This window comes from Endozoicomonas elysicola (assembly GCF_000710775.1).
GTDB classification, from domain to species: Bacteria; Pseudomonadota; Gammaproteobacteria; order Pseudomonadales; family Endozoicomonadaceae; genus Endozoicomonas; species Endozoicomonas elysicola.
This window is the reverse complement of sequence record NZ_JOJP01000001.1, coordinates 5325195-5350741: the sequence shown is the minus strand read 5'-3', so window position 1 is coordinate 5350741 and position 25547 is coordinate 5325195. Positions and strand designations below refer to the sequence as shown.

At 47.7% G+C, this 25547-nt stretch carries 15 protein-coding genes; all 15 read right to left on the bottom strand.

What is annotated here, in order from left to right; all coding sequences use genetic code 11:
- Window positions 1-64 precede the first annotated feature (64 nt).
- The 15 genes from gspG to GV64_RS22465 all read right to left on the bottom strand — a co-directional run bounded on the left by gspG (window position 65) and on the right by GV64_RS22465 (window position 25383).
- Window positions 65-502: a type II secretion system major pseudopilin GspG gene (gspG, locus tag GV64_RS22535; RefSeq protein WP_020581850.1), complete on the bottom strand. Its 438-nt coding sequence runs from the start codon at window positions 500-502 to the stop codon at window positions 65-67.
- Window positions 503-595: 93 nt separating this feature from the next.
- A complete protein-coding gene (gspF, locus tag GV64_RS22530) occupies window positions 596-1843 on the bottom strand; it encodes a type II secretion system inner membrane protein GspF (protein WP_020581849.1) in 1248 nt (415 codons plus the stop codon).
- Between the two features lie 4 nt (window positions 1844-1847).
- Entirely contained in the window at window positions 1848-3404 is a 1557-nt protein-coding gene (gspE, locus tag GV64_RS22525; protein ID WP_020581848.1) for a type II secretion system ATPase GspE, read from the bottom strand.
- Window positions 3404-5587 (bottom strand): type II secretion system secretin GspD, encoded by a 2184-nt coding sequence (gene gspD / locus GV64_RS22520; RefSeq protein ID WP_157236959.1) that lies wholly within the window; start codon window positions 5585-5587, stop codon window positions 3404-3406. The genes gspE and gspD overlap by 1 nt, the downstream gene beginning before the upstream one ends.
- A 22-nt stretch (window positions 5588-5609) precedes the next feature.
- Window positions 5610-6518, bottom strand: a complete 909-nt coding sequence (gspC, locus tag GV64_RS22515; RefSeq protein ID WP_081622079.1) for a type II secretion system protein GspC — start codon at window positions 6516-6518, stop codon at window positions 5610-5612.
- A 323-nt stretch (window positions 6519-6841) separates the two neighbouring features.
- A complete protein-coding gene (locus tag GV64_RS22510; protein WP_020581844.1) occupies window positions 6842-8347 on the bottom strand; it encodes a sodium:solute symporter in 1506 nt (501 codons plus the stop codon).
- 245 nt (window positions 8348-8592) lie between these two features.
- On the bottom strand, window positions 8593-8784 hold the full coding sequence (locus tag GV64_RS22505; RefSeq protein WP_020581843.1) for a hypothetical protein: 192 nt from the start codon (window positions 8782-8784) through the stop codon (window positions 8593-8595).
- Between the two features lie 46 nt (window positions 8785-8830).
- Complete coding sequence (locus tag GV64_RS22500; protein WP_081622078.1) at window positions 8831-10882, bottom strand: sialate O-acetylesterase; 2052 nt, start codon at window positions 10880-10882, stop codon at window positions 8831-8833.
- 84 nt (window positions 10883-10966) lie between these two features.
- Entirely contained in the window at window positions 10967-14116 is a 3150-nt protein-coding gene (locus GV64_RS24060) for a GDSL-type esterase/lipase family protein (RefSeq protein ID WP_020581840.1), read from the bottom strand.
- A gap of 164 nt (window positions 14117-14280) precedes the next feature.
- On the bottom strand, window positions 14281-16365 hold the full coding sequence (locus tag GV64_RS22490; protein ID WP_236632981.1) for an exo-alpha-sialidase: 2085 nt from the start codon (window positions 16363-16365) through the stop codon (window positions 14281-14283).
- Window positions 16366-16699: 334 nt separating this feature from the next.
- Complete coding sequence (locus tag GV64_RS22485) at window positions 16700-19135, bottom strand: exo-alpha-sialidase (protein ID WP_020581838.1); 2436 nt, start codon at window positions 19133-19135, stop codon at window positions 16700-16702.
- A 280-nt stretch (window positions 19136-19415) separates the two neighbouring features.
- Window positions 19416-21509 carry an exo-alpha-sialidase gene (locus GV64_RS22480; protein WP_026258163.1) on the bottom strand — a complete coding sequence of 698 codons (2094 nt, stop codon included), beginning with the start codon at window positions 21507-21509 and terminating at the stop codon, window positions 19416-19418.
- A gap of 569 nt (window positions 21510-22078) precedes the next feature.
- Window positions 22079-23239, bottom strand: coding sequence for an N-acetylneuraminate epimerase (locus tag GV64_RS22475; protein ID WP_020581836.1), 1161 nt, complete (start codon window positions 23237-23239; stop codon window positions 22079-22081).
- 134 nt (window positions 23240-23373) lie between these two features.
- Window positions 23374-24297 (bottom strand): hypothetical protein, encoded by a 924-nt coding sequence (locus GV64_RS22470; protein WP_020581835.1) that lies wholly within the window; start codon window positions 24295-24297, stop codon window positions 23374-23376.
- A 216-nt stretch (window positions 24298-24513) separates the two neighbouring features.
- A complete protein-coding gene (locus GV64_RS22465; protein WP_020581834.1) occupies window positions 24514-25383 on the bottom strand; it encodes a MurR/RpiR family transcriptional regulator in 870 nt (289 codons plus the stop codon).
- Window positions 25384-25547: the final 164 nt, after the last annotated feature.

Here is a 25547-nt window from a genome sequence, read left to right as displayed (position 1 = left end):
AATCTTTTATTTCAGGGAGTGACAAACCATCAGGATGAGCAGATCTGGCCATCATTAAATGTGGTTAACTATCCAGGTTCCAGTTACCGGTATCATCATCGGTTCCAGGCTGTCCATCCGGACCGGCTGAAAAGATATCGACAGGTCCATTTTCACCAGGACTGAGCATCAGGTAGTCATTACCCCATGGGTCTTTAGGCAAGCGACGAATGTAGCCGTTGTCACGATAGGCTTTTGGTTCAGGGCTGCCCGAAGGTCTATTGACCAGAGATTCGAGCCCTTGCTGGGTAGACGGGTAGAAATTGTTTTCCAGCTTGTACATATCCAGGGCATTTTCCAAAGCGACTATATCGCTCACGGCTTTCTGCAGGTCTGCCTTATCCTTATTTCCGATAATATTTGGAGCAACCATACTGGCCAATACGCCAAGAATGACAATAACCACCATGATTTCCAGCAGGGTAAAACCTGACTGTTTCTGTCTTTTGTTAATAAGTTTCATTGGGCGTTTCCTAATGATCTAATTCTGTTTTTTACCACAAAGTTTCTATTCGTTCCCTCGGAGAATTGTAGGAACGAGGTCTGCGAGTAAGCATCATCCACCTACCAGCGAATTCAGATCCAGCATTGGGGTCAAAATGGCCATCACGATAAACAGTACGACACCTGCCATCGTCACAATCAGCAATGGGCCGAAAATACCCAATGCGATATTCACCTGGGATTCAAACTGTTGATCTTGATTGTCAGCAGCCCTGCCAAGCATGCCAGTCAGCTCTCCAGACTTCTCACCGCTGGCAATGATGTAAAGCATCATGGGTGAGAAAAGCTCAGTCTGTTCCAGAGATTGCCAGAGGGATGTGCCTTCTCTTACACGTTCTGCCGCTTTTAATAATGACTCCTGCATGTGTTGATTCACCAGCACCTTTGACGCAATCGCCATGCCTTCCAGCAGTGGTACTGTACTGCTGGTCAGGATGCTAAGGGTTCTGGCAAAGCGGGCACAATCGACACCGCTGAGAACACTGCCAATGATTGGCAGCTTGAGCAGCCAGCGGTCATGAACCAGTCGGCAGGCCCGGCTTTGTTTAAGTATCAGTTGACGGATGACCAGGGTTGCAAGCAATGCAATGACAAGCGCTGGTCCATACGCACGAACGAAGTCACTGATACTGATCAGGGCAAGGGTCATACCGGGAAGCTGCTGACCCATATGGGCAAATTGTTCAACGACTGTGGGAACGACGGTGGTCAATAACGCGGCGACGACGCCAATGGCTACCAGTGTCAGAATAGCCGGATAGATCATCGCCTGAATCAGCTGGCCTTTGATTTTCTGCCGGTGTTCTGTGAAATCCGCCAGTCTTTCCAGTACGCCATCCAGATGTCCAGACTTTTCACCTGCAGCGACCATTGCCCGATAGAGTCGGTCAAAGGTTCTCGGGTAACAGGCCAGGCTGTCTGCCAGAGTCTGGCCTTCCAGTATTTTTGAGCGAACTGTTGTTACTATCGATTTCAGGTGAGGTTTGCGCAATTGCCGGATCAATGCCTGGAGACATTCTTCCAGAGGGATACCGGCTGCAACCAGAGTAGCCAACTGGCGGGTTAACAGGGCTACTTCTGCATCACTGGCTTGCTTTTGCAGCAGGGTGAATCCACGTAACGATGTTCCCGTATTTTTCTGGGTATCCGTCGTTTCTTTACTGGATGTTTCACTGACATTAATGGCATTAAGGCCGGAGACCCGAAGCTTCTGTCGCACCTGACGGGGCGAATCCGCTTCCATCACACCTTTACTTTTTTTCCCTTTGGTATCCAGGGCTTCATAAGCAAATACACTCACTCGATTACTCCCTGGTGACCCGCATCACTTCTTCAAGACTGGTGATGCCACTGAGAATTTTCTGAAAGCCATCGGACTGAATGCTTTTTGAGGACTGGCGGATTTCCTGTTCAATGGATTGCTCACCGGCGCCGTCATGAATCAATCGACGAACCTGATCATTCACCAGGAACAGTTCATGAATACCGGTACGTCCACGATAACCCGTATGATGACATTCCGGGCAGCCCGGTGTATGCCAAAGTTGGTGGTCACTGGGGAGTTTCATTACATTGATTTCTAGCTCAGTGGCAGGGCGCTTTTCGCGACAATCCGGGCAAAGTGTTCTGACCAGGCGCTGGGCAAGAACGCCCAGCAGGCTGGAAGCCAGTAGAAAAGGTTCTACTCCCATATCCCTGAGTCGGGTAACGGCACCGACTGCCGTATTGGTGTGCAGTGTGCTTAGTACCAGGTGTCCCGTCAGAGATGCCTGAACGGCAATTTCTGCCGTTTCCAGATCGCGGATTTCACCAATCATCACTACATCGGGGTCCTGTCGCAGAATAGCGCGCAGTCCCCGGGCAAAGGTCATATCAACTTTCGGGTTAACCTGAGTCTGGCCAACGCCCTCAAGGTCGTATTCAACGGGGTCTTCTACTGTCAGAATATTTCGTTCAGTGTTATTGATAGTGCTGAGGCCGGCATACAGGGTTGTACTCTTACCGGAACCCGTCGGGCCGGTAACCAGAAGGATTCCATGCGGTTTATATAGCTGTTCCCGGAACTGGTCGCAGAGGTGTTCACTCATTCCCAGACTGGTCAGATCCAGCTGCACACTGTTACGGTCCAGAAGGCGCATAACAATGCGTTCACCATGACGGGAAGGTAGTGTTGATACCCTGACGTCTACTGATCGCCCACCCATTCGCAGAGAAATTCGGCCATCCTGAGGAACCCGCTTTTCGGCAATATCCAGCTTGGCCATGACCTTAACTCTGGAAACCAGTACGGCGGCCAGTTTGCGCTGAGGGCGAAGAATTTCCCGAAGAACACCGTCGATTCGAAAACGGACGGTCAAGTTGCGCTCAAATGTTTCGATGTGAATGTCGGAGGCGCCTTCCTTTATCGCTTCACCCAACATGGCATTGATCAGTCGGATGATGGGCGCGCCATCATCCGCTTCCAGCAGGTCTTCATCTTCTGGCAACTCTTCAGCCAGTGCCTGAAGGCCCTCATCATTTCCGATGTCGTTCATTAACTGTCGTGCTGCTGAGGAGTCCTGCTGGTAATGTTCAGCCAGTTTTTGTTCGAACTCAGCATCTTCCAGTGCTTTCAGATGAACCGGTGTGCTAGCAAAACGTCTTACTTCCTGCAGGGCTGAAGGCTCAGGCAGACCTTTATACCAGACCTGATTTATCCCCTCATTATTTTGAGAGAGCAACAGGTTAAAGCGACGGGCAAAGGAAAACGGCAACGTTCTTTTGTCCACAACATCAAGCACTTCTGGCTCTGTAGTCACCGTTTTATTGAGCGTCTTTTTTTGGCTCAAGGCTGTTTCCATGTCCAGAGCAGCTTCCGTCATTATCTTTCCCCACCGGTGCGGCGGACCAGTTTTGCTGAAGCCTGAACGGAGTTTTCTTTTGATTGTGCTGTGCTGGTGGATTGTGCGGATTCTTCGTCCATCTGGCGTCGCAACTCATCCAGGAATTCACGGGCTGTAGGTTGTGCTGGAAGAACCGGCGTATCAAATCCGGGCATCAGTGAAATACCCTGAGCCTGCTTGTCCAGCTGGTATGCTCGCATCAGCTCATACTTCTGACCACTGATGGCATTCATGGTCAGGTCATCACGAATAATGGTTGGACGTAGGAAGACCATCAGGTTCTTTTTGACCTTCTTACTGGAGGTGGAGCGGAACAGGTGGCCCAAAATTGGAATATCACCCAGCAGTGGTACTTTTGAAACACTCTCCTGGACGTTCTCATCCAGCAGGCCACCGATGACAACGGTATCTCCGGTTTTCACCATTACCGAGGTTTTTACCTTGCGGGTTGAAAAGGTGACATCGACAGGGGTCCGGCCATTGACATTGGAGACTTCCTGCTCAATGGTTAGTTTGACGGCATCCCCGGCATTGATCTGTGGGGTGACCGTCAGTTTAATCCCCACTTCCTTACGCTCAATGGTCTGATAAGGATTATCGTTTCCAGAACTGGGTGTTGAGCCGGTTAATGTAGGTACTTCGTCGCCTACAATAAAAGAAGCTTCTTCATTGTCGAGGGTTAACAGACTGGGGGTTGCCAGTACGTTGGACTGGCTGGACGTGGTGACGGCCTGTAATAGCGCAGTCCAGTCACCGGAGGTAACGCTGAATGCCGCACCGGATACTTTAGCAAGGGCTGCAGCGAGAGCGGTGTAATCACCATTGGTGTCCGGGTTTATCGTCGTTCCATCATCATTAATAATGGTAGAGCCTTTTTCACCTTCAGCCTCTTTCATACCCATCAGGATTTCACCAATAGGGACACTGGAGCCATCCTGAAACTGCATCATGCTGGTGCCATTTTCATTGGCCAACTGAAAGGACAGATTGATACCGTCACCATCGGCTACTTCAACAATAATGGCTTCCACCATAACCTGTGCACGGCGAATATCCAGGCGCTCAATGACGGATTTCATGGCCTGCATCATGTCGGGTCTTGCGGTGACGACCAGGGCATTGGTTTGTTCATGAACTTCAATGCTGTAGTCGCCTGATGCGCCACTCTTGCTGGCTTTGCTTGAAGACATGAGCATTTTGCCAACGCCATCCAATACCTTTTTAAGGTCTTCTGCCTTGGCGTAATGGAGATAGAAAACGTTGATGTTACCGTTTGATTTGCGCTCTGCATCCATTTGCAGAACAAGACTTTTCATTCGCTGAAGGAGTTGTCGGTCAGCGGAAAGAATAATCTGATTGGTGGCTTCATTACTGACAACCAGGGGGGGCATGCCTGCTGGCTTTTGTCCCTGTCCTGCGTAGACAGACAACAGAATTCGTTCCATCTCACTGGCAGAAGCATGACGTAATTGAACAATCTCGACATTGCGTATTCCCGCCTGATCTACCCGTCGAACGACTTCAGCAATACGTTCCAGGTTTGCTGCTCGACCACTGAGGATAAGGATGTTTGATGGATCGTAATGAACGACACTGCCTGAACTATTAACCAATTGGCGTAATATTGGTGATAACTCCCGAACCGGAACATGACTGACGGGCAAGACCCAGGTCACCATCTCATCGGCGCCATGAGCGCTTTGGCTACCTAACTTGCTCCCTGCTACGACAGGAATGGAGGAGGTTCTGGCATCTTTATCAGGGATAACTTTGAGCATGCCATTGCTGGTTTCAATAGCAGCAAAGCCATGGACAGCCAGTACTGATAAAAAGAGCTGGTAGTATTGGCTCTGGTCAAGCTGGTCATAAGCCCTGACCGTAATTTCTCCTCTCACCGCCGGATCTATGATGATTGGGCGATTCAGGTTTGCACTGACAGTACGAACAAACTCCTTAATATCAGCCTTTTCAAAGCTGGCAGAGTAATGAGAAATATTTGATGAATAACCATTGTCGTATTGATGGGCGACGTTTGAGTTGTTCGCGATTACAGCAGAAGAAAAAGGCAGCGCCAGCAGCAGTCCCAGGACTTTAACCCTTCTTGCGAGAGAAGGGGCTATCAGTGCACGGATTTCCCCTGCGCACACCGATGATGAATACATAGCGACACCTTTAACAAATTGGTCAGGACGATAAATCGACTTCAAAACGCTGGCCATCCCTTTCGATGGTCAGGGATACCTGATCCAGAGTGGGTAATTGAGAGATAATTTTCAGTGCTTCACTGGTGTTGGTCAGGTCGTAGCCATTAATCGCAACAGCCATGTCATTTGGCTTCAGTCCAAGCTGTTCAAACTCTTTTGGATGCCTGGATGGGTTGATCCGGTAGCCTCGTATTTCACCATCTTCACGTACTGGTGAGATGCTGACAATTTCTGTCCATGAGGAAGGTTTCTCCTGAAGGCGCTTACGCAGATCATTAGAAACACTGATTTTCTGTTGCTGTGGACGCTGGTTTGAAATAGTGCTCAACGCCTGTGGTTTTTTCTGTGCTTCATCCGGGTACATTAACAGTGATTCGAATCGTACACCGTTGCGAATGATGACTCGGTCCGGATAGATACTCTCAATCCGTGCTTGAGTTCCCTTCAGTGTATCCCCGGGACGATAAGTGTTGTCTGTTGAGCCCGATCGGATGATGGCCAGTGAGTTTTCTGGAATAGTGCTGGCAACCAGCCCCGTTATTTTAACGGCGAGGCGTGAAACAGGGACAGCCTCGGGTGCTGGCGCTGCAATTTGCTGGGCTTTTGGTGGCTGGCCAAATAAGTAGAGTGAGTCTAATTGTGCAAGTGGGTCTGAACTAGCATTCTTTTGCGGCATAGAGCCCATTGATTGTAGGAAAGCAGGACTCACTGTATCACTGTTTTTCTCAGGCATTATTTGCCAGGTGATGAGGGCGAGCTGGTGAGTAAGAAAAATGATCAGGATAATCTGACAAATGGTGACGAGAATTCGGGTGTTCAGGAATTTGAAAGAAGTCGGTTTGTGAGTCAAAAAACTTCCATAGTTACTGATTTTGTCGGTCAATGACATCACAGGGTTTTCTCAATATGCAGTTAGCTCACCAGAGCATTTATTCAATAGTTATAACAGATTTTGTTTGATTTTCGTTCAGGAATATATCAAATAAGGTGATGACCGTCTTCCATTTAGGAATATTAAAGATATCGTAAGGAGCGTGGGCTTTGCACTATAAATAGCCACTGATGTGCTTTCCTTGATATCCATCAATAGTCCCGTGTTTCAACAGACTGCTGATTTTCAATATAAAAACGTGATATCTGGTTAGGTCAAACGTTAAAAGCCGGAAATGAGGCCCTGTTCTTATCAGGGACTCATTTCCAGTATTGTTCCGGTTAGCTGCTGAACTCAGGGCTCAGGGTTTCTTCATGACGACTTTGGGTGTGAACCGTCAGGTCTTTAATTTCCTTCTTACCATCAACCATGATACTGATCAGATAACCCAGGCCAAGGCTTCCCAGTACACCGATGATACCGAAATAGAGGAAGGTCAGGCTGGATTGCTGGATGAAGTACATGGCGATGGATGAAATCAATGTACCCCAGAAGGCGCCTGTCGCATTACCTTTGGTGGTGAACATGCCCAGCAGGAACACGCCAGCAATAGGAGCACCAAACAGACCCATGACTGACTGGAAGGTTTTCAAGAGTTCATCCTGGTTGGTATTGACCATGTAAAGCGCTGCGGCGGAAGAGAGAATGCCTGCTGTCAGAATGACCATTTTAGCGGTCTTGACATAGTAGGCTTCTGGATGGCTTGGACGGAAGCGCTTGATAATGTCCATGGTATAACAGGCCGAAAGGCTGTTAAGGCTACTGGATACGGTAGATTGAGAGGCGGCAAAAATAGCACCAAACACGAGTCCGGTAATACCCACGGGTAACTGATTCACAATAAACTGTGGGAATACACCATCAGATTTAATGCCTTCAGCAAGGAGTTCCGGCTGTTGAGCGTAAAAGGTGTAGAGGATGGTGCCCATGCCATAGAACAGGGGTATAGTCAGCAGGCCTAACCATGCATTGGTCATCAATGACTTACCGGTTTCTTCTACGCTTTTAGTGGTATTGTAGCGCTGTACCACATCCTGGCTGCCAATGTACTGGTACATGTTGATGAAGATGGCACCTACCAGCATGGTCGGAATGGTGACTTCAGTGAAGCTCCAGCTCCAGTCGGCACTGGTAAAAAATTTGCCGTCGGATATGCCGGTTGAAATCACTTCACCAATACCGCCCTCAATCCCCGTCAAGCCAACGATGATGGCGAACAGGATACCACCAAGAAGAACGAAGCCTTGAATAACGTCACTCCAGATAACACCTTCCATACCGCCCAGAAACGTGTAGATAACACAGAGTACGCCAATCGCTACAGCGATGATGTATGGGTTCAGGCCTGTCATGGCTGTTAATGCCAGGGTAGGCAGATAGATAACAATGGCCATGCGGGCAATGTGGAACAGAATAAACACGATGCTGCCAAATACTCGCATACGGCTATCAAATCGCTTTTCCAGATATTCGTAAGCGGTGGTAGCATCAATTTTTCTAAAGAAAGGTATAACGTATTTGATCAACAGCGGCATGCAGCAGGCTACAACGATCATACCAAAGGCAAATACCCAGTTACCTTTATAAGCGTTACCTGGTATTGCCAGGAAGGTGATTGAACTCAAGGTGGTAGCCCAGATACTCATACCGGCGGCCCAGCCAGGTATACGTCCTCCCGCCCTGAAAAAACTGTCGGTACTTTCACCGCTGGTTTTGGAAAAATAGACGCCTATGCCGAGCATTCCTGCCAGGTAAAGGATTATCACTGCGTAGTCGATCAGGCTCATAGCCGGTTTACTCCCCATAGCCCGCTTTCGCGGCTGCCATTTAAATGTTGTTATATCTTGCTGTGGGAGGGATTCTGGCACTGGTAAAGTAAAACTACATTGATGTATGTCATATGTAAAAAAAAATTTCACCATATCGGTGTTATTTATTTAAATGATTGATTTTTCAGGCAGGGTGAACAGGTTGATATGTAGGCAGGAGTAAGCCTGACGAAGAGTGGTGAGTCAGGCTTACTCTGGGTGGATTACATACTTTGTGACATTAATACTGTGCAGTGGGGGGCGCCATTCCCTGGAAGCGGATCTGGATCCGGCTCTGGCTCAACAACGGGAGGAGGGGTTACCACAACCGATTCGTCGTCGCTATCACAGCCTGACAGAGTCATGGCCAGCACAATCGCTATGCCTGCAGCTTTGATTTTATCTATATTTTTCATGTTCAATAGTCCATTGAATATTTACTGGCAATAATTGTTTGAAGGATTACTCAACTTTCTCAGCGAGCATGACGTGATCCAGATGAAGCCACTGGCTGCCACTGTCATAGCGTATGCGAATAAATAAATAATCATCGTCGCTTAATGTTGGTGTAGAGAATGGGGTTGAAAACCAGGCTTCAGGGTTTATCTGGGTGAGTCCGGGCAGAGCTGTTACAGACTTTTCAGCAATGACCCTTGCATTGCTCTGCTCACTGCCTGCCAGAACCTGGACGGTCAGCCCGATCTCATTGGCGTTGCCGCTGCTGTCCGTGCCACTTAATGCCATGAATTTCAGGGAGTGCGCCTTATTGCTGGTTGCCTCAATGCTTTTTGATGTCAGTGTGGCTCCCGGACTTCGGCTGATCCATGCATTGCTATTCGTACCCTGTGCATCCTGGCTGCGACTGGATGAATAGATGGCTGATTCATCACCGGAATCCACCTGACCATCCATTGAGTTCACTGTCCATCGGGGTGAAAACTCATCGAAAGCATAAAGCCCGGTACCGGATGCAGTGTATTGGTCAAAGTGATCACTGAAGATATAACGAACTGATGCCTTTTGTTCGTAATGCTTTGATCCGTAAAACTGGTTCATTACATCATTAGCGTTCATGGCGTGCCCCATGACGGCGTATTCGTCATAGCCCGATGCCTGGTGGGTCATTACCCAATCTTCTGTTGATGTAAAGTCCTGATCAGTGATTGAGGCAGCAGCAAAGCGAACGCCATTCAGGTAAGCGGACATAAGGTTGGCATCACGGTCAACGACCAGCGTTGCCATATGCCAGCCACCGTTTTGAACGCTATTAGCGTCGCTGTAGTAACGCTGAGAAGCACCGGAAGTATCATTTAGCTGAACACCGAGCTTTGAGTTATCTTCAACCCAGATTGCCCAGCCCGCATTGTTACTGAAACTGGTTGCTCCTTTATTCGTCAAAAAATAAAAACGCTCATCTCTGTTTTTATTAAACCAGAAGTTAATACTGAAGGTTTCAGTACCAAATAGAGGAGATTTATTGTCAGCGATGGTAACCGTGCTTTCTGTTTCCCAACCAGAGCCTGACTGGCCGGTAATAGTGCTGACTGGACTTTCTGAGTCGGCTACCAGTTTGCTGATTGTTGCCGCCAGCGGTGCTTCGGAGGACTCCATATCGAAATAGGCGCAGGCTTCAGGGGAAGAACCCAGCTGTTCCTGTGTCAGTGATACGTTGGCCAGTCGTTGGCCAATAGTCAGTTTTGAGTCTTTGCCGAAATGGAGATTGTCACTTTTCAGCGGTAAATCCGATGTGCCGATATAAAATGCGTTCTCAGTCAACGTCGTCAGTTTTACCTGCTGTTCCATGGTGGTCGTGCGATTACCGTTTGAGTAGGGTACTGCTGTCTGGCCGATCAGCAGTTGCATGTTATTCGCAGCCCCGGGAATCTTTTGGTTGATAAAGCGCTGAGCCTCAGCAGCCAAGGTTGATAAACGTTCCGATGTGTTATTCGCATCGGTTGTGTTGTTGCTCTCCCCCTGAATGTAGATCATGCCCTTAACATTGACGGTGTACCCTTGAGCCGTAGCAGCATCCAGAGCATCACCCACCGTTTCCATAAAGTAGCGGTACATCTGGCTGTCACTGCTATCCGGTGAGCCTTCACCCATCCAGAATGCATTGCCGCCACCGCCACGCGATGCCTTTACAAAGTAAACCGGGGGACTGTCTTCTTTACGGGAGTCATGCAGTTGTCGGGCAAAGCCATACTCAGGACCCCAGTAGTTGATGCCATTGATGGCCTGAATTTGCAGACCGGTCAGCATCCCTCCGGACTCACCAATATCAGCGGGGTATTGGTTCCCAGATGTGGTATCCACGTTTCGGTAATAAAAGTAAGTCTGGCCGTCTGCCTCGTGGCTACCCGGTTCAAAAGGGGTTTCCAGGTTGGTCGTACCCAGAGAGTTTGATTGCCCGGTCATGACGTACATGTCGAGGGTTTGGGCTGATGCTGCTATCGACGCTATTGCTGTTGCCAGCAGCGACATAGCCCCCAATGTGCGAATTATAGTTTTCAATTAATGCCTCCTGATCAGGCATACATAATGGCAATAGGTAGCCTGTGGTCATGGCTGTTAAATATGACCACAGACGTTGAATAATTAATTGAAGTTCAGGTTTCCAGCCTGGAATGGTGATGCCGGGAGCAACTGGTAGTCATCGCCATTGAAATCACCGGAATGGTTATATAGATTGAAAATGGGGTTATTTGCCCAGGCGTAACGAACGGCTTGAGGATCAGCAACGTCGTCACTGGAGACAACGACTCTGTCTTTAGAGAAGGTCGCAGTGGCTGTTTTCCAGATGCCGTCGCTGCCCGCGACTTCAAAGCCCACCAGTGGGCCGCAACTGTTGGTCGTCAGACCATTTCCTACATGATCAAAGCCAATTTCCAGAGTGGCGCCATGGTCAATAAAATCACCATTAAAGATAGGGCCTGAGTATGTGAGTGAAGATTCACCATAAAGTGAATTTCTCGCCCAGAGGCTTAATCGTTTACCCACTTCGATCTTATTGGTCGGGTGTACATCGGTGTTATGGCCAAGGTCCAGTGTGACCGCCATGCCAAGGTTATCCAGACCGCTGTCGGTCAGAACACGGCGTTGCATATCCCGGAACGGTGCCCAGTTACGGTTCAGGTTGGGCAGCTGCACATAATAGAAGGGGAGGTCTGCCTCACCAGCTTCCTGACGCCAAGACTGAATCAGTCCTTCAAAGAGTTTCTGGTTATAATCAATATCCCAGGCTGTCTCATTGTCATCAGTCGCATTGGTCTCACCCTGATACCAGAGCACACCTCGGAAATTAAAGTCCATCAGGTCAGCTACTTCCGCATCATAAAGGAAAGTTGGCTCATAGGGGTGGTGAGGCATTGGGGTTGACTGGTCACTGTTAACCCAGGTCTGCAGGTTCTTCGCTGCACGCCCGCGATGCCACTCAGGTGCAATATCAGCATTCAGCCAGTCCTTCATAACCAGATTCAAATCTGGAGTGTTCAGGGCTGTTCTGGGCATGTAGGCTTCCATGGAAGCGCCACCAATTGCATTTTCGATGATACCGACAGTAATACCGGTTTCCTTGTGAACCTCTCTGGCAAAGTAATAAGCAACGGCCGAAACAGGGGCGACAGTTTGTTCAGAACCATTCTGCCAGCTGCCACTGTAATAGTTATCAACCGTAAGTCGTTGCAGTTCACCGGCATTAAAGACGACATTGTTTGGCCATGGGTTACCCACACGGTTCAGAATACGGATATTGGGGTAATCGTTGGTTGACCCTTTTTCCTGATTCCAGTCTCTATCCTGACGCATCTCCCAAGCCATGTTGGATTGACCGGCGGCAACCCAGACTTCACCGATCATGACGTTCTCATAATGAACGGATCGACCGCTGTTGCTGGAGATTTTCAGCTGAAATGGTCCGCCAGCTGGTTTCTCTGCAAGGCTGACACTCCATTGCCCATTCTCATCGGCGGTGGCTGTGGAGGTAGCTCCATCCAGTTCAACGGTTACAATTTCTTCAGGATTAGCGATACCAAAAACGTCAATGGGTTTGTCACGCTGAATGACCATATTGTCGCCAAACAGCCATGGCATCTGAAGACCGCCGTATTCCTGAGTAATGGCTTTGTGAACGGTTTCAGCAATGATGCCAGCACCGGTAGCATCGGGGTGGAGACCATCCGGATAGACATTTTCTTCGGAATTTAACGGTGTGTAGAGGTCAATGAAGGGCAGGTTGTTATCGTTGGCTACCTGCTCTACATACTGGCGACATTCTGGTAGTTGTTCATGAATTTCAAGATATTTTCCGTAGGGATGAACCACAGGCATAAGACTGCCAATGTAGATCTCCGGGTTGTCACCAGAAGCTCTCAAGGAGTCGATGATAGCCTTGTAATCTCTTGCGAATACAGGCTTGTTAACATTCCACTGTCCTGGTGAGCAGTCGTTGATGCCCAGTGCAATAAAGATGATATCAGCACCAAATGCGAGGGCATTCTGGTAGTCCTGAGTTTCGGTATAAGGCTTGCTGGAAATGGTGGAAACTCTCGCTCCACTGTGCCCAAAGTTACCAACTTCATACTGGTCCCCCAGCAGTTCCTGAAGTTGAGATGGGTAGGAGCTGTTGGTATCGGCAATACCCATACCGCGCGTAATACTGTCCCCAACCGCTGCGACCTTAATAAGATCGGGTCTTTTACGGGTGATCTCTACATCATCGATACTACTGCCACCAGCACCACTGACCAGCCATCGAAGTTTAATATCACCGCTTTGATTAACGGTATATTCCTTTGTTGCCCATTCAGTACCTAACCCTGTTTCCTGATAACTGCCTGCAGTTGTCCATTGTTCACTACCGTCAAGAACATCTGCGGTCCACTGCAAAGAGATCGTACTGTTGGATCCAGTGTAAGAAATATGAGAGAAGCGAACTTTATCGACACCTTCTGCGCCAGCAGGGTCAGCTTGTAGGTATTGTCCTTCCCTGCCAATGACTGCAGACCATGTACCGGTATTAGCCTGACCTGCCCAAATACCGTTGTGGGCATTGCCTGGTACGCCACTGGACCACTGGGCGTTATCCGACGTACTCGTAACATTAAAGCCGGCAGTATTGGACCCTCCGGTTAGTGCAAAACCATCGCTGGATTCAAAGCTGGTTCGGGCAATGACCGGATCAACAAACCGAGTAACGTCCACATCATCAATGCTCACGCCTCCCGTGCCATTGATCAGCCATCGCAGCTTAATATCCCCAGGCTGCTGAATATCGCTCCTCCTTAAGTGCCAGGCATTATCGAGGCTGACTACAGTAAAGCTGTCAGCCGTTATCCAGGTTTCACTGCCATCAAGTGCATCGGAAGTCCATTGAATCTCAATGGTTGCATTGGTGCTGCCTGTATAAGAGGAGTACCAGAAATTAAGAGTGCCAACACCGTCGCTACCCGTTGCATCGACCGTCAAATACTGGCCGTCATTACCGAGAACGGCTGACAGCTCTCCACCGGATGTTTTGTTTTGGCCGGCCCATATACCGTTGTACTGGCTATTGACAACACCGCTTTTCCAGATGGAACCGTCGGGTGTTACTGTATTTACGCCCCCGGTATTGCCCGCGGTATCAGCATTGAAATTGTCGGTGTTTTCAAAACCGGTACTTGTGATTAATGTACTTGCTGAGGCGAGGCCCCCTGCCATTAGCATGGCCGAACAGACCGGCAAAAGCAGCTTCTGACTGAATCTCATGAGTTAGCCTTTTAAATTGATAACGTTTGGAAACTTTGCGGTGGATCTATTTATTGTTTTGTTTGAACTGGAAGCAGGTACTGGATGTAAATCGAGTCAATCTCCCTTGGAGCAGGGAAAAAGCAGCCCCAAAATAGAGGCTGCTGTACTTTGATATCAGGGGTTTATTTTTTGAATTTACTCAGATCAAGGGTGTCCTTGCCTTCCGTCAACCATTCAAGGTCAAAGCTGGAGTAACGAATTTCATCCACATTGTCCTCCCAGAGCAGGCCAATATTCATGTCTTCCTGAATAACCAGGTCAGAATAAGCAGAAGGCCCTGTGGTAATGTTTCTTGATACTGTCCAGTTCTCGCCTTCGTCATAACTCATCCGAACGGTCATATTCTGACGACCGCTGGTGCTGGCTGGGTTGGCAAACAGTAAACGGTTTTTGTCGTGCATATCTTCCCGAGTGTAACGAAGAATTGTTGATGCAACCGTTGGCGTGATCAGTTCATCATCATCCACTGTTGGCCCATAACTTACGCCATAATCTTCAGTAATGGTGACCGCGCGACGCTTATTGGCAGTAGGCCGGTAGTTACGGCTGTTGAACATGATATGGCCATTGGCCAGCTCAACTGCCTGCACTTCGTTCAGATTCTCTCCGAGAATTTGCGTACCACGAACCCAGGTTTCACCATGATCGTCACTCCAGAAAGCGTAGTTCTGGTTATAAACACCAGATGTCTGGCCTTCGGGGCTGTACTGTCCAGCAAAGAACAGGCGACCATGGACACCATCAGTTTCAGCTTGAGGTGTGGTCAGCTGAATGGCATGGCCAGTCGGAGGAATGTGCATGGTTTGATCTGGGATACGAACGGCATCAGTAATGTCCCGCTCAGCAGACCAGGTTTCACCATGATCCAGACTGGTGATAAGCATGGCTCGGCGTTCAGCAAGTTCAGAAGCTACTTGGTGCTCGTTGCCATCGGCGTTATTCCAGACCAGAACCATCTGTCCCATCTTCTGGTTACCATGTTCATCCAGAATCGGGTTGTTGTCGGTATCCACCTGTGGATAAAACTCATCGTAAACAGCGGACATATTCTGGGCAGCTTTATCGCCAAAGTCGGCAATCTGCTCAATGGCACCCCAGGTTTTACCATTGTCGGTACTGCGTCTCATGACCACGTCGATGTTACCGTGGTCGGCACAGCTGCTGGTTCGTCCTTCAGCAAAAGCAAGCAAGTCGCCATTGCCAGATTTGACAATGGTAGGGATCCGGTAGCAGGCATATGCACCTTCACCATGGCGATAAGCGACACTTTCATAATAAGGTGAAGGTTCCCCTTCAACTTCAAAAGATTGCTCTACAATTGTTTCTGCCCGCCATGGGTCAGATACGGCCAGTTTGACGGTGTATCTGCCACCATACTGGTATTCGTGTTCAAAGCTGAAGCTGTTGTAGATGGTGCCATCGCCCATATCCCAGCGGTATGTCATTTCCTCACCTTCAGGATCGCTGACGTCGCCATAGAACAGGAACTTTTTACCGCCCAGTGATGAGGAAATAATGGCTGCTTCCGGAGGCTGGTTCGATTCATTCACAAAAGAGTCAACTTCTGCTTGCGTCAGCACCCGGTTAAAGAAACGGAGGTCATCAATAACTTGCCCACCATCATTTTGTGTAACGATAACCGCGTCAGGTGTGTTCAGTTCAGCGGGAGTGAAGCTCGGACCTTCGTGGTGTTCGGTAGCTTTCACACCATCAACCCAGAGTTCCATCTTGCCAGTGTCGCTATCCTGATTGATGACACCCACAAAATGATGCCAACTATCAGGGCTCAAATCGCTGATACTGAGTTTTGCATCAGATTTTACTCCAGCAATGTTGCTGCGGAAGTAGATAAAGTCATTTGCAATAAATACGTTATAACCAGTATCTCCCCCTGTAAGATTGCCTTTACGAACAACCTGATGGGTACCACTGGTAGCAGGTGCTTTGAAGAAAAATGAGAGTGACATAGAGCCTGTACCAGGATCCAGATCGTCATGATCAGCAATCTGATTATCCTGCTCAAACAATACGGCGCTGGTGAATGAATGCAGTGCGTCCCCAGGGCCAACTTCACCGGGTGTACCTGTTGGTGGCTTTGGTAGCTCAATGGGAGGCTGAACAACGGTATTATCATCATCGTTATCGCAACCCACCATTAAAGGCAGAACCGCTGCTACACAAACCGCCAGTATTGTCTTTTTATACACGTTTACATCCCTCATGATTATCAATAATTCAGCAGTTCATGGTCAGTGAACCCTGATATTTCATATTGGAGACATGATAGTGAAAAAAAACTTCTAATCTTTGATTGGTGTCAAAAATTTACTACAAAGGTTGGTGATGCTCGTTTGATGTTGAAATGTGTTGTGCAGTTCACAGTTTTCTTGCCTTATATTGTGCCGGTGCATCTATGCGTTCCCACGAATACGGTGGGAGTCAGGCCATATAACTGCGAAAAATGGTGTAGGGAGGCAGGGGGACACTCTTTATAGCCGGGCAGAGCCTTGGCTCTGCCCGTTTCGGGACAATTAACGACGTTTATGGCTGAGGCTGGGCTTCAGGAAGCAGTTCACTGATATCCTTTTTCAACAGGCTGATTGAGTAACCACCGGTTTCCACCAGAATACCCACTTTGCCATCTGGCATCATGGTCATATCGGAGTACCAGGAATCACCGGTCCAAACCTGTTTAGGTCCATTCCAGGTTGCACCTTCATCCGTACTGCTCCAGATACCCAGGTTGGTTCTCTTCTTGTCTCCGGGAGTATTACCAATGGGAGCAGAGAAGAGCAGCATGGTGTTATCGTCAGTTGGTGAACCGCTGTAACGAATCAGGCTGGCATCCACTTCATCAATGTTTTTAGGCAGCGTAGAGTTGGCATCATAGACCCAGGTTTCACCGCCATTATTACTGATAAACTGAATGCGGGGTCCATAAAATACACCACCATAGTTACCATGACCGTCATTACGGGTAGTAAGCAACAGTCGTCCATCGGTCAACTCTACAAGGTCACTTTCGGAAGGCTGAACCTGTTGGATATTGTTGCCGCTCATGTCGTAAGGCATCAGGGCACGGGCACCAGACTTCCAGGTTTCGCCGTTGTCGTCAGAGTACACTGACTGCACATCGAGTTCGCCGAAGCCATCCAGAATAATCGAAGGAAGAATCATACGGCCATTGTGATTGCCCTGGTCGATGGTTTGCCATTTCAGCTGAATGCCGTTACCCGGGCCAGCGTTGGTGCTCTTCCAGCCAAGGATACCCCTGCCTTTCTCAGCGAGTTCAGCAGTCCACCCCTGTGCTACAGGAGTCGCTTCAGCCGCAGGTGTAGCGCTTGCAGAGTAATCAATAACTGTTGTTTCACCAATTGTGAAATTAGCCGATTTATAAGTTGCACGTCCTTCGTCGTTAGTTAGATCGTTACCAAAGACAACTTTTTTGGCACTATTTGGCGCACCACTCCAGTTGCTGGCAATGACCTCTCCATCGAAAAGATAACTGGCGGTTTTTGTGACAGGGTCATATCGGATCTCAGAGGTGTGGAATTCCGCCGGACCTACGTCTTCCAGCAGTGTAAAATCTCCCCCACCAGTACCATTAAGATTGACTACAAGGTTGTTAGCTTCGGTGACGGTAACCGTAGGTAGAAGTATTGCCTCGCCAGTCACCAGGTAATCGGTAATCTGACCCTGAATGGCTTTACGATCGGTAACCAGTGACCAGTTTCCGGCGGCTGGGGTTTGGAGCGCATCCGTTATGTCAAAAGACCAGGCCGCTTTGCCACTCCAGCCTCTGGCATCCCAGGCCCGCTCACGAACCTGCGCAGTAATATCGACAGGAGCCTCCCAGGTCTTGCTGTTCATATTAAATTTCTGGAAGAACAGCTTGTTTTCACCGTCGGGCTGAATGCAGTCGCCGTTCTGGGCACAATGTGTTGGCCACTGGGTGTAAACAATGGTCAGTTCACCGGTTTGCTCGTTGTAAATGGGGCGGGGGTCAGAGAAGTCGTACATTTCTCCAGGTTCGAGGCTCTTTGAAATATTTTCAACCTCTGACCAGTTCTCACCACCGTCAGTGGAGAATTTGGCGGACATAACGATTTCACCTGCCTGGCCAGGATCTGCACCGCCAGGGCGTCCTTCAGCAAAAGCAAAGACATAGTCTCCCACTGCGGATTGCAGTGCTGGAATCCGGTAGGCATTGGTGGCGTCTTCACCCTGTTCGCTGCCCGCTTTAAATAACTTGAAGCTTGGTGTGAATTCGTAACCGGGAATGTCGAAAGTAAAGCTCTGGTAGAAGGCCTCACTGGCTCCGGATGTGCTGCTTGAGCCATTACCCCAGGCTACAACATTATGTGCACTCTCAGATCCCTGCCAGTCAGAGGTGATAATCTTGTCATCAAACTGGTAAGTTGCCTTGCCAGTTGCAGGGTCAAAGCTGATCACATAATTGTGATAGCCCATCGCGGCTTCGAGGTCGCCTTCTACCAGTGTATAGGCTTGGTCCCCTTCCAGCTCAACCACCAGGTTGTTGCCATCAAGTTTGAGTACGGGCAGGAACCGTTTTACGCCATTACCATAATAGTTAGTAAGATAACTACCGGACTCCACTCTCATGGTGAAAGCCATTGTCCAGCCATTCTGGCTGGCCATGGCATTAAATTCACCTTCAGGCGTTGCTTTCCATTCGGCAATGCCTTCAAGGCCGTTTACATACCAGGCTAAAACAGTTGTGCCGTCTGCAAGAGTTTCTTCTACCAGCTCGCCATAAGCCGGGCCACTGAGATTGCCTGACCAGCCCTGGGCAATAGGCGAGCTATCCGACTCTGCATTAAAGGCAAGGTCAACACTCTCGACTGGAGGTGGGATGGGTGTCGGTGGGTTGGTTACATTATCATCATCATTGTCACAACCGACCATTAAAGGCAGAACTGCTGCAATACACGCCGCCAGTATTGTCTTTTTATACACGTTTGCGCCCCTCATGATTATTAATTATTCAGCAGTTCATGGTCAGTGAACACTGAGATTTCATATTGAAGGTATTTTAATGAAATATTTCTTCCTTATTTTGATTAGTGTCAAAAATTTACTGCATGAGTGGGTAGTGTCTGTCTGATGATTAAAAATGTCGTGTAGTTCACATTTTGATGCTGGGTTTTCAGTTGTATTGGATGATTAATATGAGGGATTGGAAGGAGCAGCTTCCTGAATAGGAAGCTGCTGTCATGTTGCGGTAGGTGTCAGAAGGTTATTTCTTCAGGGTATCTGCACCATCGGTCAGCCAGTCCAGAGTGAAGCTGGAATAATAGATATCGTAGATGCTTCCATTGTTTTCTTCCCAGAGCAGGCCGATATCCATATTTTCCTGAATTACCAGATCTGAATAGGCGGAGAAGCCATCGGTGATCTGTTTGGAGACCGTCCAGGTGTCACCTTCGTCATAACTCATTCGAACGGTCATGTGCTCACGTGCGGTTATACTGGCTGGATTGGCGAATAACAGGCGGTTCTTATCGTGAGTGTCTTCCCGTGTATAACGTAGGATGGTAGAGGCCACGGTTGGAGTAATAAGTTCATCGTCGTCTATTGTTGGGCCATAGCTGATGCCATAGTCTTCCGTAATGGTGACCGCGCGACGATGATTGGCAGTAGGGCGGTAGTTACGGCTGTTGAACATAATGTGTCCATTAGCCAACTCAACGGCTTGCACTTCGTTCAGGTTTTCTCCCAGAATTTGTGTGCCACGAGTCCAGGTTTCGCCGTGATCATCACTCCAGAACGCATAATTCTGGTTATAAACACCAGAAGACTGGTTTTCAGGACTGTACTGTCCGGCAAAGAACAGGCGACCATGAACTCCATCAGTCTCGGCCGCTGGTGTGGTTAATTGGATTGCATGTCCTGTTGGTGGAATATGCATGTTTTGATCCGGTACCCGCACTGCGTCGGTAATATCCCTTTCTGCAGACCATGTTTTACCATGATCCAGACTGGTGATGACCATGGCACGGCGCTCTGCATTTTCTGAAGCTACATCGTGCTCGTTACCATTGGCATTGTTCCAGACCAGAACAATCTGTCCCATTTTCTGATTGCCATGCTCATCCAGAATCGGATTTCCATCAGCATCCACCTGTGGATAGAACTCATCATAAACGGCCGACATGTTTTGGGCCGCCTGATCGCCAAAGTCAGCAATCTGCTGTGTTTCTCCCCAGGTTTTTCCGTTATCGGAACTTCGTTTCATGACAACATCAATGTTGCCATAGTCGTAGCAACTGTTGGTACGTCCTTCCACAAATGCTAGTAGATCACCATTACCGGACTTGATAATCATCGGGATACGGTAGCAGGCGTAGGCTCCTTCACCATGGTTAAACACGATATTCTTCTGATAAGGAGAAGGCTCTCCCTCAATGTCATAGAACCGTTCTGAAACGGCTTGTGCCCGCCACGGGTCAGTAACGGTCAGTTTAACGGTATACCGGCCACCGTACTGGTATTCATGCTCAAAACTGAAATCGTTATAAACCGTGCCGTCACCCATCTCCCAGCGATAGCTCAGTTCCTCGCCTTCAGGGTCGCTGACATCTGCGTAAAACAGGTGCTTCTTACCACCCAGTGATGCAGAAACAATACCGGCAGTAGGCGGCTGGTTGGCTTCATTTACGAAAGATTGAACTTCAGCTTCCGTCAGCACCCGGTTAAAGAAGCGTAGGTCATCCACCTGCTGCCCGCGAGAATTTTGTACCACGTTAACCGAACTGGTCGTATTCAGCGTACCTTTAGCAAAATCAGCACCTTCATGGTGAAGGGTTGCCTTTACCCCGTTAACCCAGAGTTCCATCTCTCCACGGTCACCTTCCTGATTAATCACGCCAACCAGATGGTTCCAACCTTTGCGGTCAAAGTTTACATCGGCAAGTGCCAGCTTTTTATCGGACCTTGCTCCAGCAATATTACTGCGGAAGTAAATAATATCGTCTTGAATAAAGACGTTATAACCGAGATTAGATCCGATATCGTTTCCTTTGTGGACAACCTGATTAACCCCCATGGTTGCAGGTGCTTTAAAGAAAAATGACAAGCTCATGGAGCCGGCACCTGGATCGAGTTCATCATGATCGGCAATTGTATTGTTTTGTTCAGATAGTTCGATGCTGGTGAAAGTCTGCAGTGCATCACTGGGGCCTACTTCACCAGGTGTGCCCGTGGGTGGTAAAGGCACGTCAATGGGGGGCTTTGGTGGTTGAACGGCAGTGTTGTCATCATCGTTGTCGCAGCCGACCATTAGCGGCAGAACTGCCGCCACACAAACCGCCAGTATTGCTTTTTTGTACACGACTATGCCCCTATTTATTAGCACTGGTTCAGTGGCTCATTACCAATGAATCCGGAAATTTCATTCGGGGTTATTTTAATGAAATTTTTTTTCGTATATTTGATTATTGTCAAAAAAATACTGCAATAGGTGGGGTGTTCGGACATTTAATTAAAACTGGTTATTGGTTCTCGCTTTTAAGCCTGTATTTTTTAATTAATTGAATAATTAAATTGCTTTAATTGTTATGGTGTGATTTTTTGTACAGTTTATCACGATAATTACTATTGCGGATTCATAAACTTTAACAGTTGGTTTTGATTTTTTTCTTTAATTTTGGTGGTTGGTCAAACCTATCGACAATAATTAATGCGATAAAATAAGGAAGCCTAGCTTTAAATAAAAAAAGGGCTAATTAAAAATTAGCCCATAAGTTTGGTCTTTTAAAAAACCAAACACACAGAATATTGATTAACACAAACCAGAACAATTCAGGGGGGTAACATTTTCAGTTACCATTTTTTTCCATGCAAACTCCTCTCAATTAAAAACAGGTTGTATGCCCGGCTAACGCACCGGGCATGTTGTCATCAGTTAGTGATTTTTACATCAGAGCCATTGTAGCTGAGCATATAAACATCACTGCGGCCTTGACCATCAGAGCCTTCACCGCCGACCATTAGTACACCTTTACTGGTCGTAAAGGATGCTCCATAAGCTAAACCTTCAGGTAGTTTGGTATTCGTCTGTTTCCAGCCGCCATCTTCATAAGCATAGATTTCAGAGTTCCATGCTTTTGGGAAGCCTTCGTGTGCAAACCATTGGCCACGAATAGACTGGGCACGAGCGCCGTGGAAGTTGGCTCCTCCGGCAACCAGAAGGGCACCGTTGCTGTTACCCGCATAGGCTCCGGCAACACCTTCCTGAAGTTCTGCTCCAATAGGGGTCGGCAGCTGTGCGAGCTCTTCCCATTGAGCGCTCTTGCCTTCGATGGTGACCGACTTCACCATTGGGGTGCGCAGGCCGGGTTTTACTTCACCGCTGACCAGGGTAATTTCATTGCCTTCACCAACCAGAGCAGCGCCACAGTTAGGAAGATATGGGCTTTCACCTCTCACGCTCCAGCTGTTTTTAGCAACGTTATACACCTGGATTTTCTTGTTCCACTGATACTCTTCAGGTGTCATGCCCATGAAGTCATCAACGACTTTTTGCCACTTCTCTGGGTCTTTCTTCTGGTCGATGCTTAAAATATCGGATAGATAAGTATCAAACTTGTTCTTGTTGTAACCTCCGAGGATCACAATTTCCTGATCATTCAGAGCGTAAGCAGAGGCTCCGAGCATTCCAACAGGGGTTTTGGTTTTGACTTCAGACCATTGGTTTTTCTTGATGTCATAAGCATGAACGGTATCGAGAACGACGGGTGCTTTATCTGAAGCCTGAACCTTGCCGGAGCCACCCAATACATAAATTTTGCCGTCTGCAGCAGCGGCAGCTGCCTGGTCAGGAACAGAGCCTTTGAAGTTGGCCAGCTGTTTCCATTGAGGGTTTTTCGCTTCTACATCCAGCGAATAGAAAGAGTCACCAGCAGAGCCAAGTCCAACATAAACGACACTACCAACTTGAACGCCAACACCATTTTTAATGCCTTCAGGCAGGTCTGGCCATTGTTGTGAAGCCATTGCCATGGATGATGCAGACACCAGTGCAGCCAGCGCTGTTACTTTAGCCAGTGATGATTTTTTCATGATGTTCACAAGAACCTTTACACTGTAATAGAAGAAAAATAGTGTTTAACCTTTCAGAGGAGGATCAAGAATGCCTTTTGTTTAAAGCAAGGCTTAAAGGCATCCTTGATTTTCATCAGATTAACGAATTGCTATCAGAAGCTGCGACGTACCATCAGTGAGTAAACAAATTTCTCATTGGTGTATTGCGCATCAGCACCTGTCAACCTGTCCTTATTGTCTTCAGTCTGGTAATACGCCATACCGTGGATATTCCAGTCCTGATCCAGCTTGTAGTTAAAGTTTACGCCGTAACGGTTCCGCTTCTCATCACGAACGATACCGTCTGCATATTCGTTATCGCGTTGAACGTCGAATCGGGCAATACCTTCCAGGAACAGAGCGTCAGTTACCTGGCTACCGTAGGCCAGACGAATCATCCACTGATCCATTTCTGTTTTACCAGCACCGATACGATCTTCAAACGTATCCAATTCATTGAATACGCCCACTTTAAAGTAGTCGCCCCAGCTCAGCTTCTGCTTAACGCCCACTTCCAGTTCGTGTTTGTAGTCGGTGTATTCTTTGTAGTCGGAGGTTTCACCACTACGATCGACGTTTCGTGTAGGGATAAGGGATGTGTAACCACCGAAGAAGATATCAGTAGTGTCACTCACCTTATAGTTCAGGCCTGGGAAGAAACGCACTTCAGTATCGCGTCTTTTGGCTTCATGATCATAGGTATGGTGACGAATACCTGCCATTGGCGCAAAAGTCAGGTTGCCAAAGTTCCACTTATAACCTACATAGAGCTGACGGCGCAGGCGGTTCCAGCCTTCACGGTTTTTAGATGCATCAGCTTGAAGGTTGCTCATGGTTCCCATGATATGGAAAGGAGATCCTTCGATTGGCTCAAAATTAAAACCGACATATGTCTGGTAAAAATCACCATTCTGGCCTGGGGCGTCATCCATTGTGATTTCGTTTTCTTCAACACCCACATCAATATAGTTGGCTGCAAAAGAAGTAGAGGCGGCCATGGCCAGAGCAATACCCATTGCAAGTTTGGTGAATTTCATTTTGGTTCACTCCAGGTGTGTTCAGTGTGTTTTCTACAGTTTTTATGCGGAACTTTTTAAAAGTTTCAGCATGGTTTTTACATTCCGATTTTTTGTCAGTGAATTCCCCCTTCACAGACAAAATGTTTTCGAAATGTTTTTGAAACACGGTAGCTTCAAAACAGGTTTATGTTCTCTAAACAGATTGATTGTTTTTACAATCAGTCTTGATATTTTTCATTGGCTGAAAACAATTGATTCTGCTGTCTGCGCAAAGTTTCGCCTTAATTCCGGCCTCTGCTCTACAATTTTATTAACCAATGCGTCCATTACAAAGAGCTGTGCCAGCTTTGATGAAAAGGCTCCAGCACTGTGAAAACTTTCTGTTACTGAGGTATGGAGACAAACCTGGGAAAGTTTCGCAAGTTCACTCTTTGGGTTGCCTGTAATAGCGATGACAACCCCTTGTTGTATTAATGCCTTTTGTGCAGTCGTTAACAAGTCCCGGGTATTGCCGCTACCTGAAATCAATAAAATAACGTCATCTTTTTTCATACAGGCCACTGTCATAATGGCGCTGTGCATATTAGTCAGTCCGGTAGTATTAAAACCAAGTCTCATTAGACGGTATTGACCGTATTGGGCTATCACTGCTGAAGCCCCAACTCCAAAGAAGTAAAGGTTACCTGCATTAATTATTGAATTTGAAGCTTTGGTTAATGCGTCAATATCCAGTAATGTGCAAGTATCATTCAGTGCATCCATGGTTTTCTTAAGACCGAGTTCTACATTGTCGAGAGAAGCAATATCAAACTCGATATGTTCTTCAGAACTCTTATTAAGAGCATGCTCATGCTGGTCCATTACAAGACTGGTTGATAATGCTATTCGAAACTCAGAGAAACTTTTAAAGCCGGAATCCCTGCAAAAACGTACAACACTGGCTTCACTGGCTCCGGAGGTTTCTGCCAGCTCAATCAAGGTCTGGTGAATAACGGTATCCGGATGTTCTGTTACAAACCGATTAATTTTCGCCAATGCAGGAGAAAGGTGATCAAACCGGCTTCGCAGTCGGGCCAGTAACCCGTAATCTGAATCCTGTTTCATTGCCATTTCCCCTCAGGGTCTTGTTAGTTCGTGGAGGCATTAGACATTGAGTGAAGTTTAATTTCATTGATCTTTGTCATATTGTAGATTTTTTTCTTAAGTGTGGATTTGTTGTCAGTTCAGTGTGGTTGTCTTTAACTTATATTTACATGATGAAAGTAAAA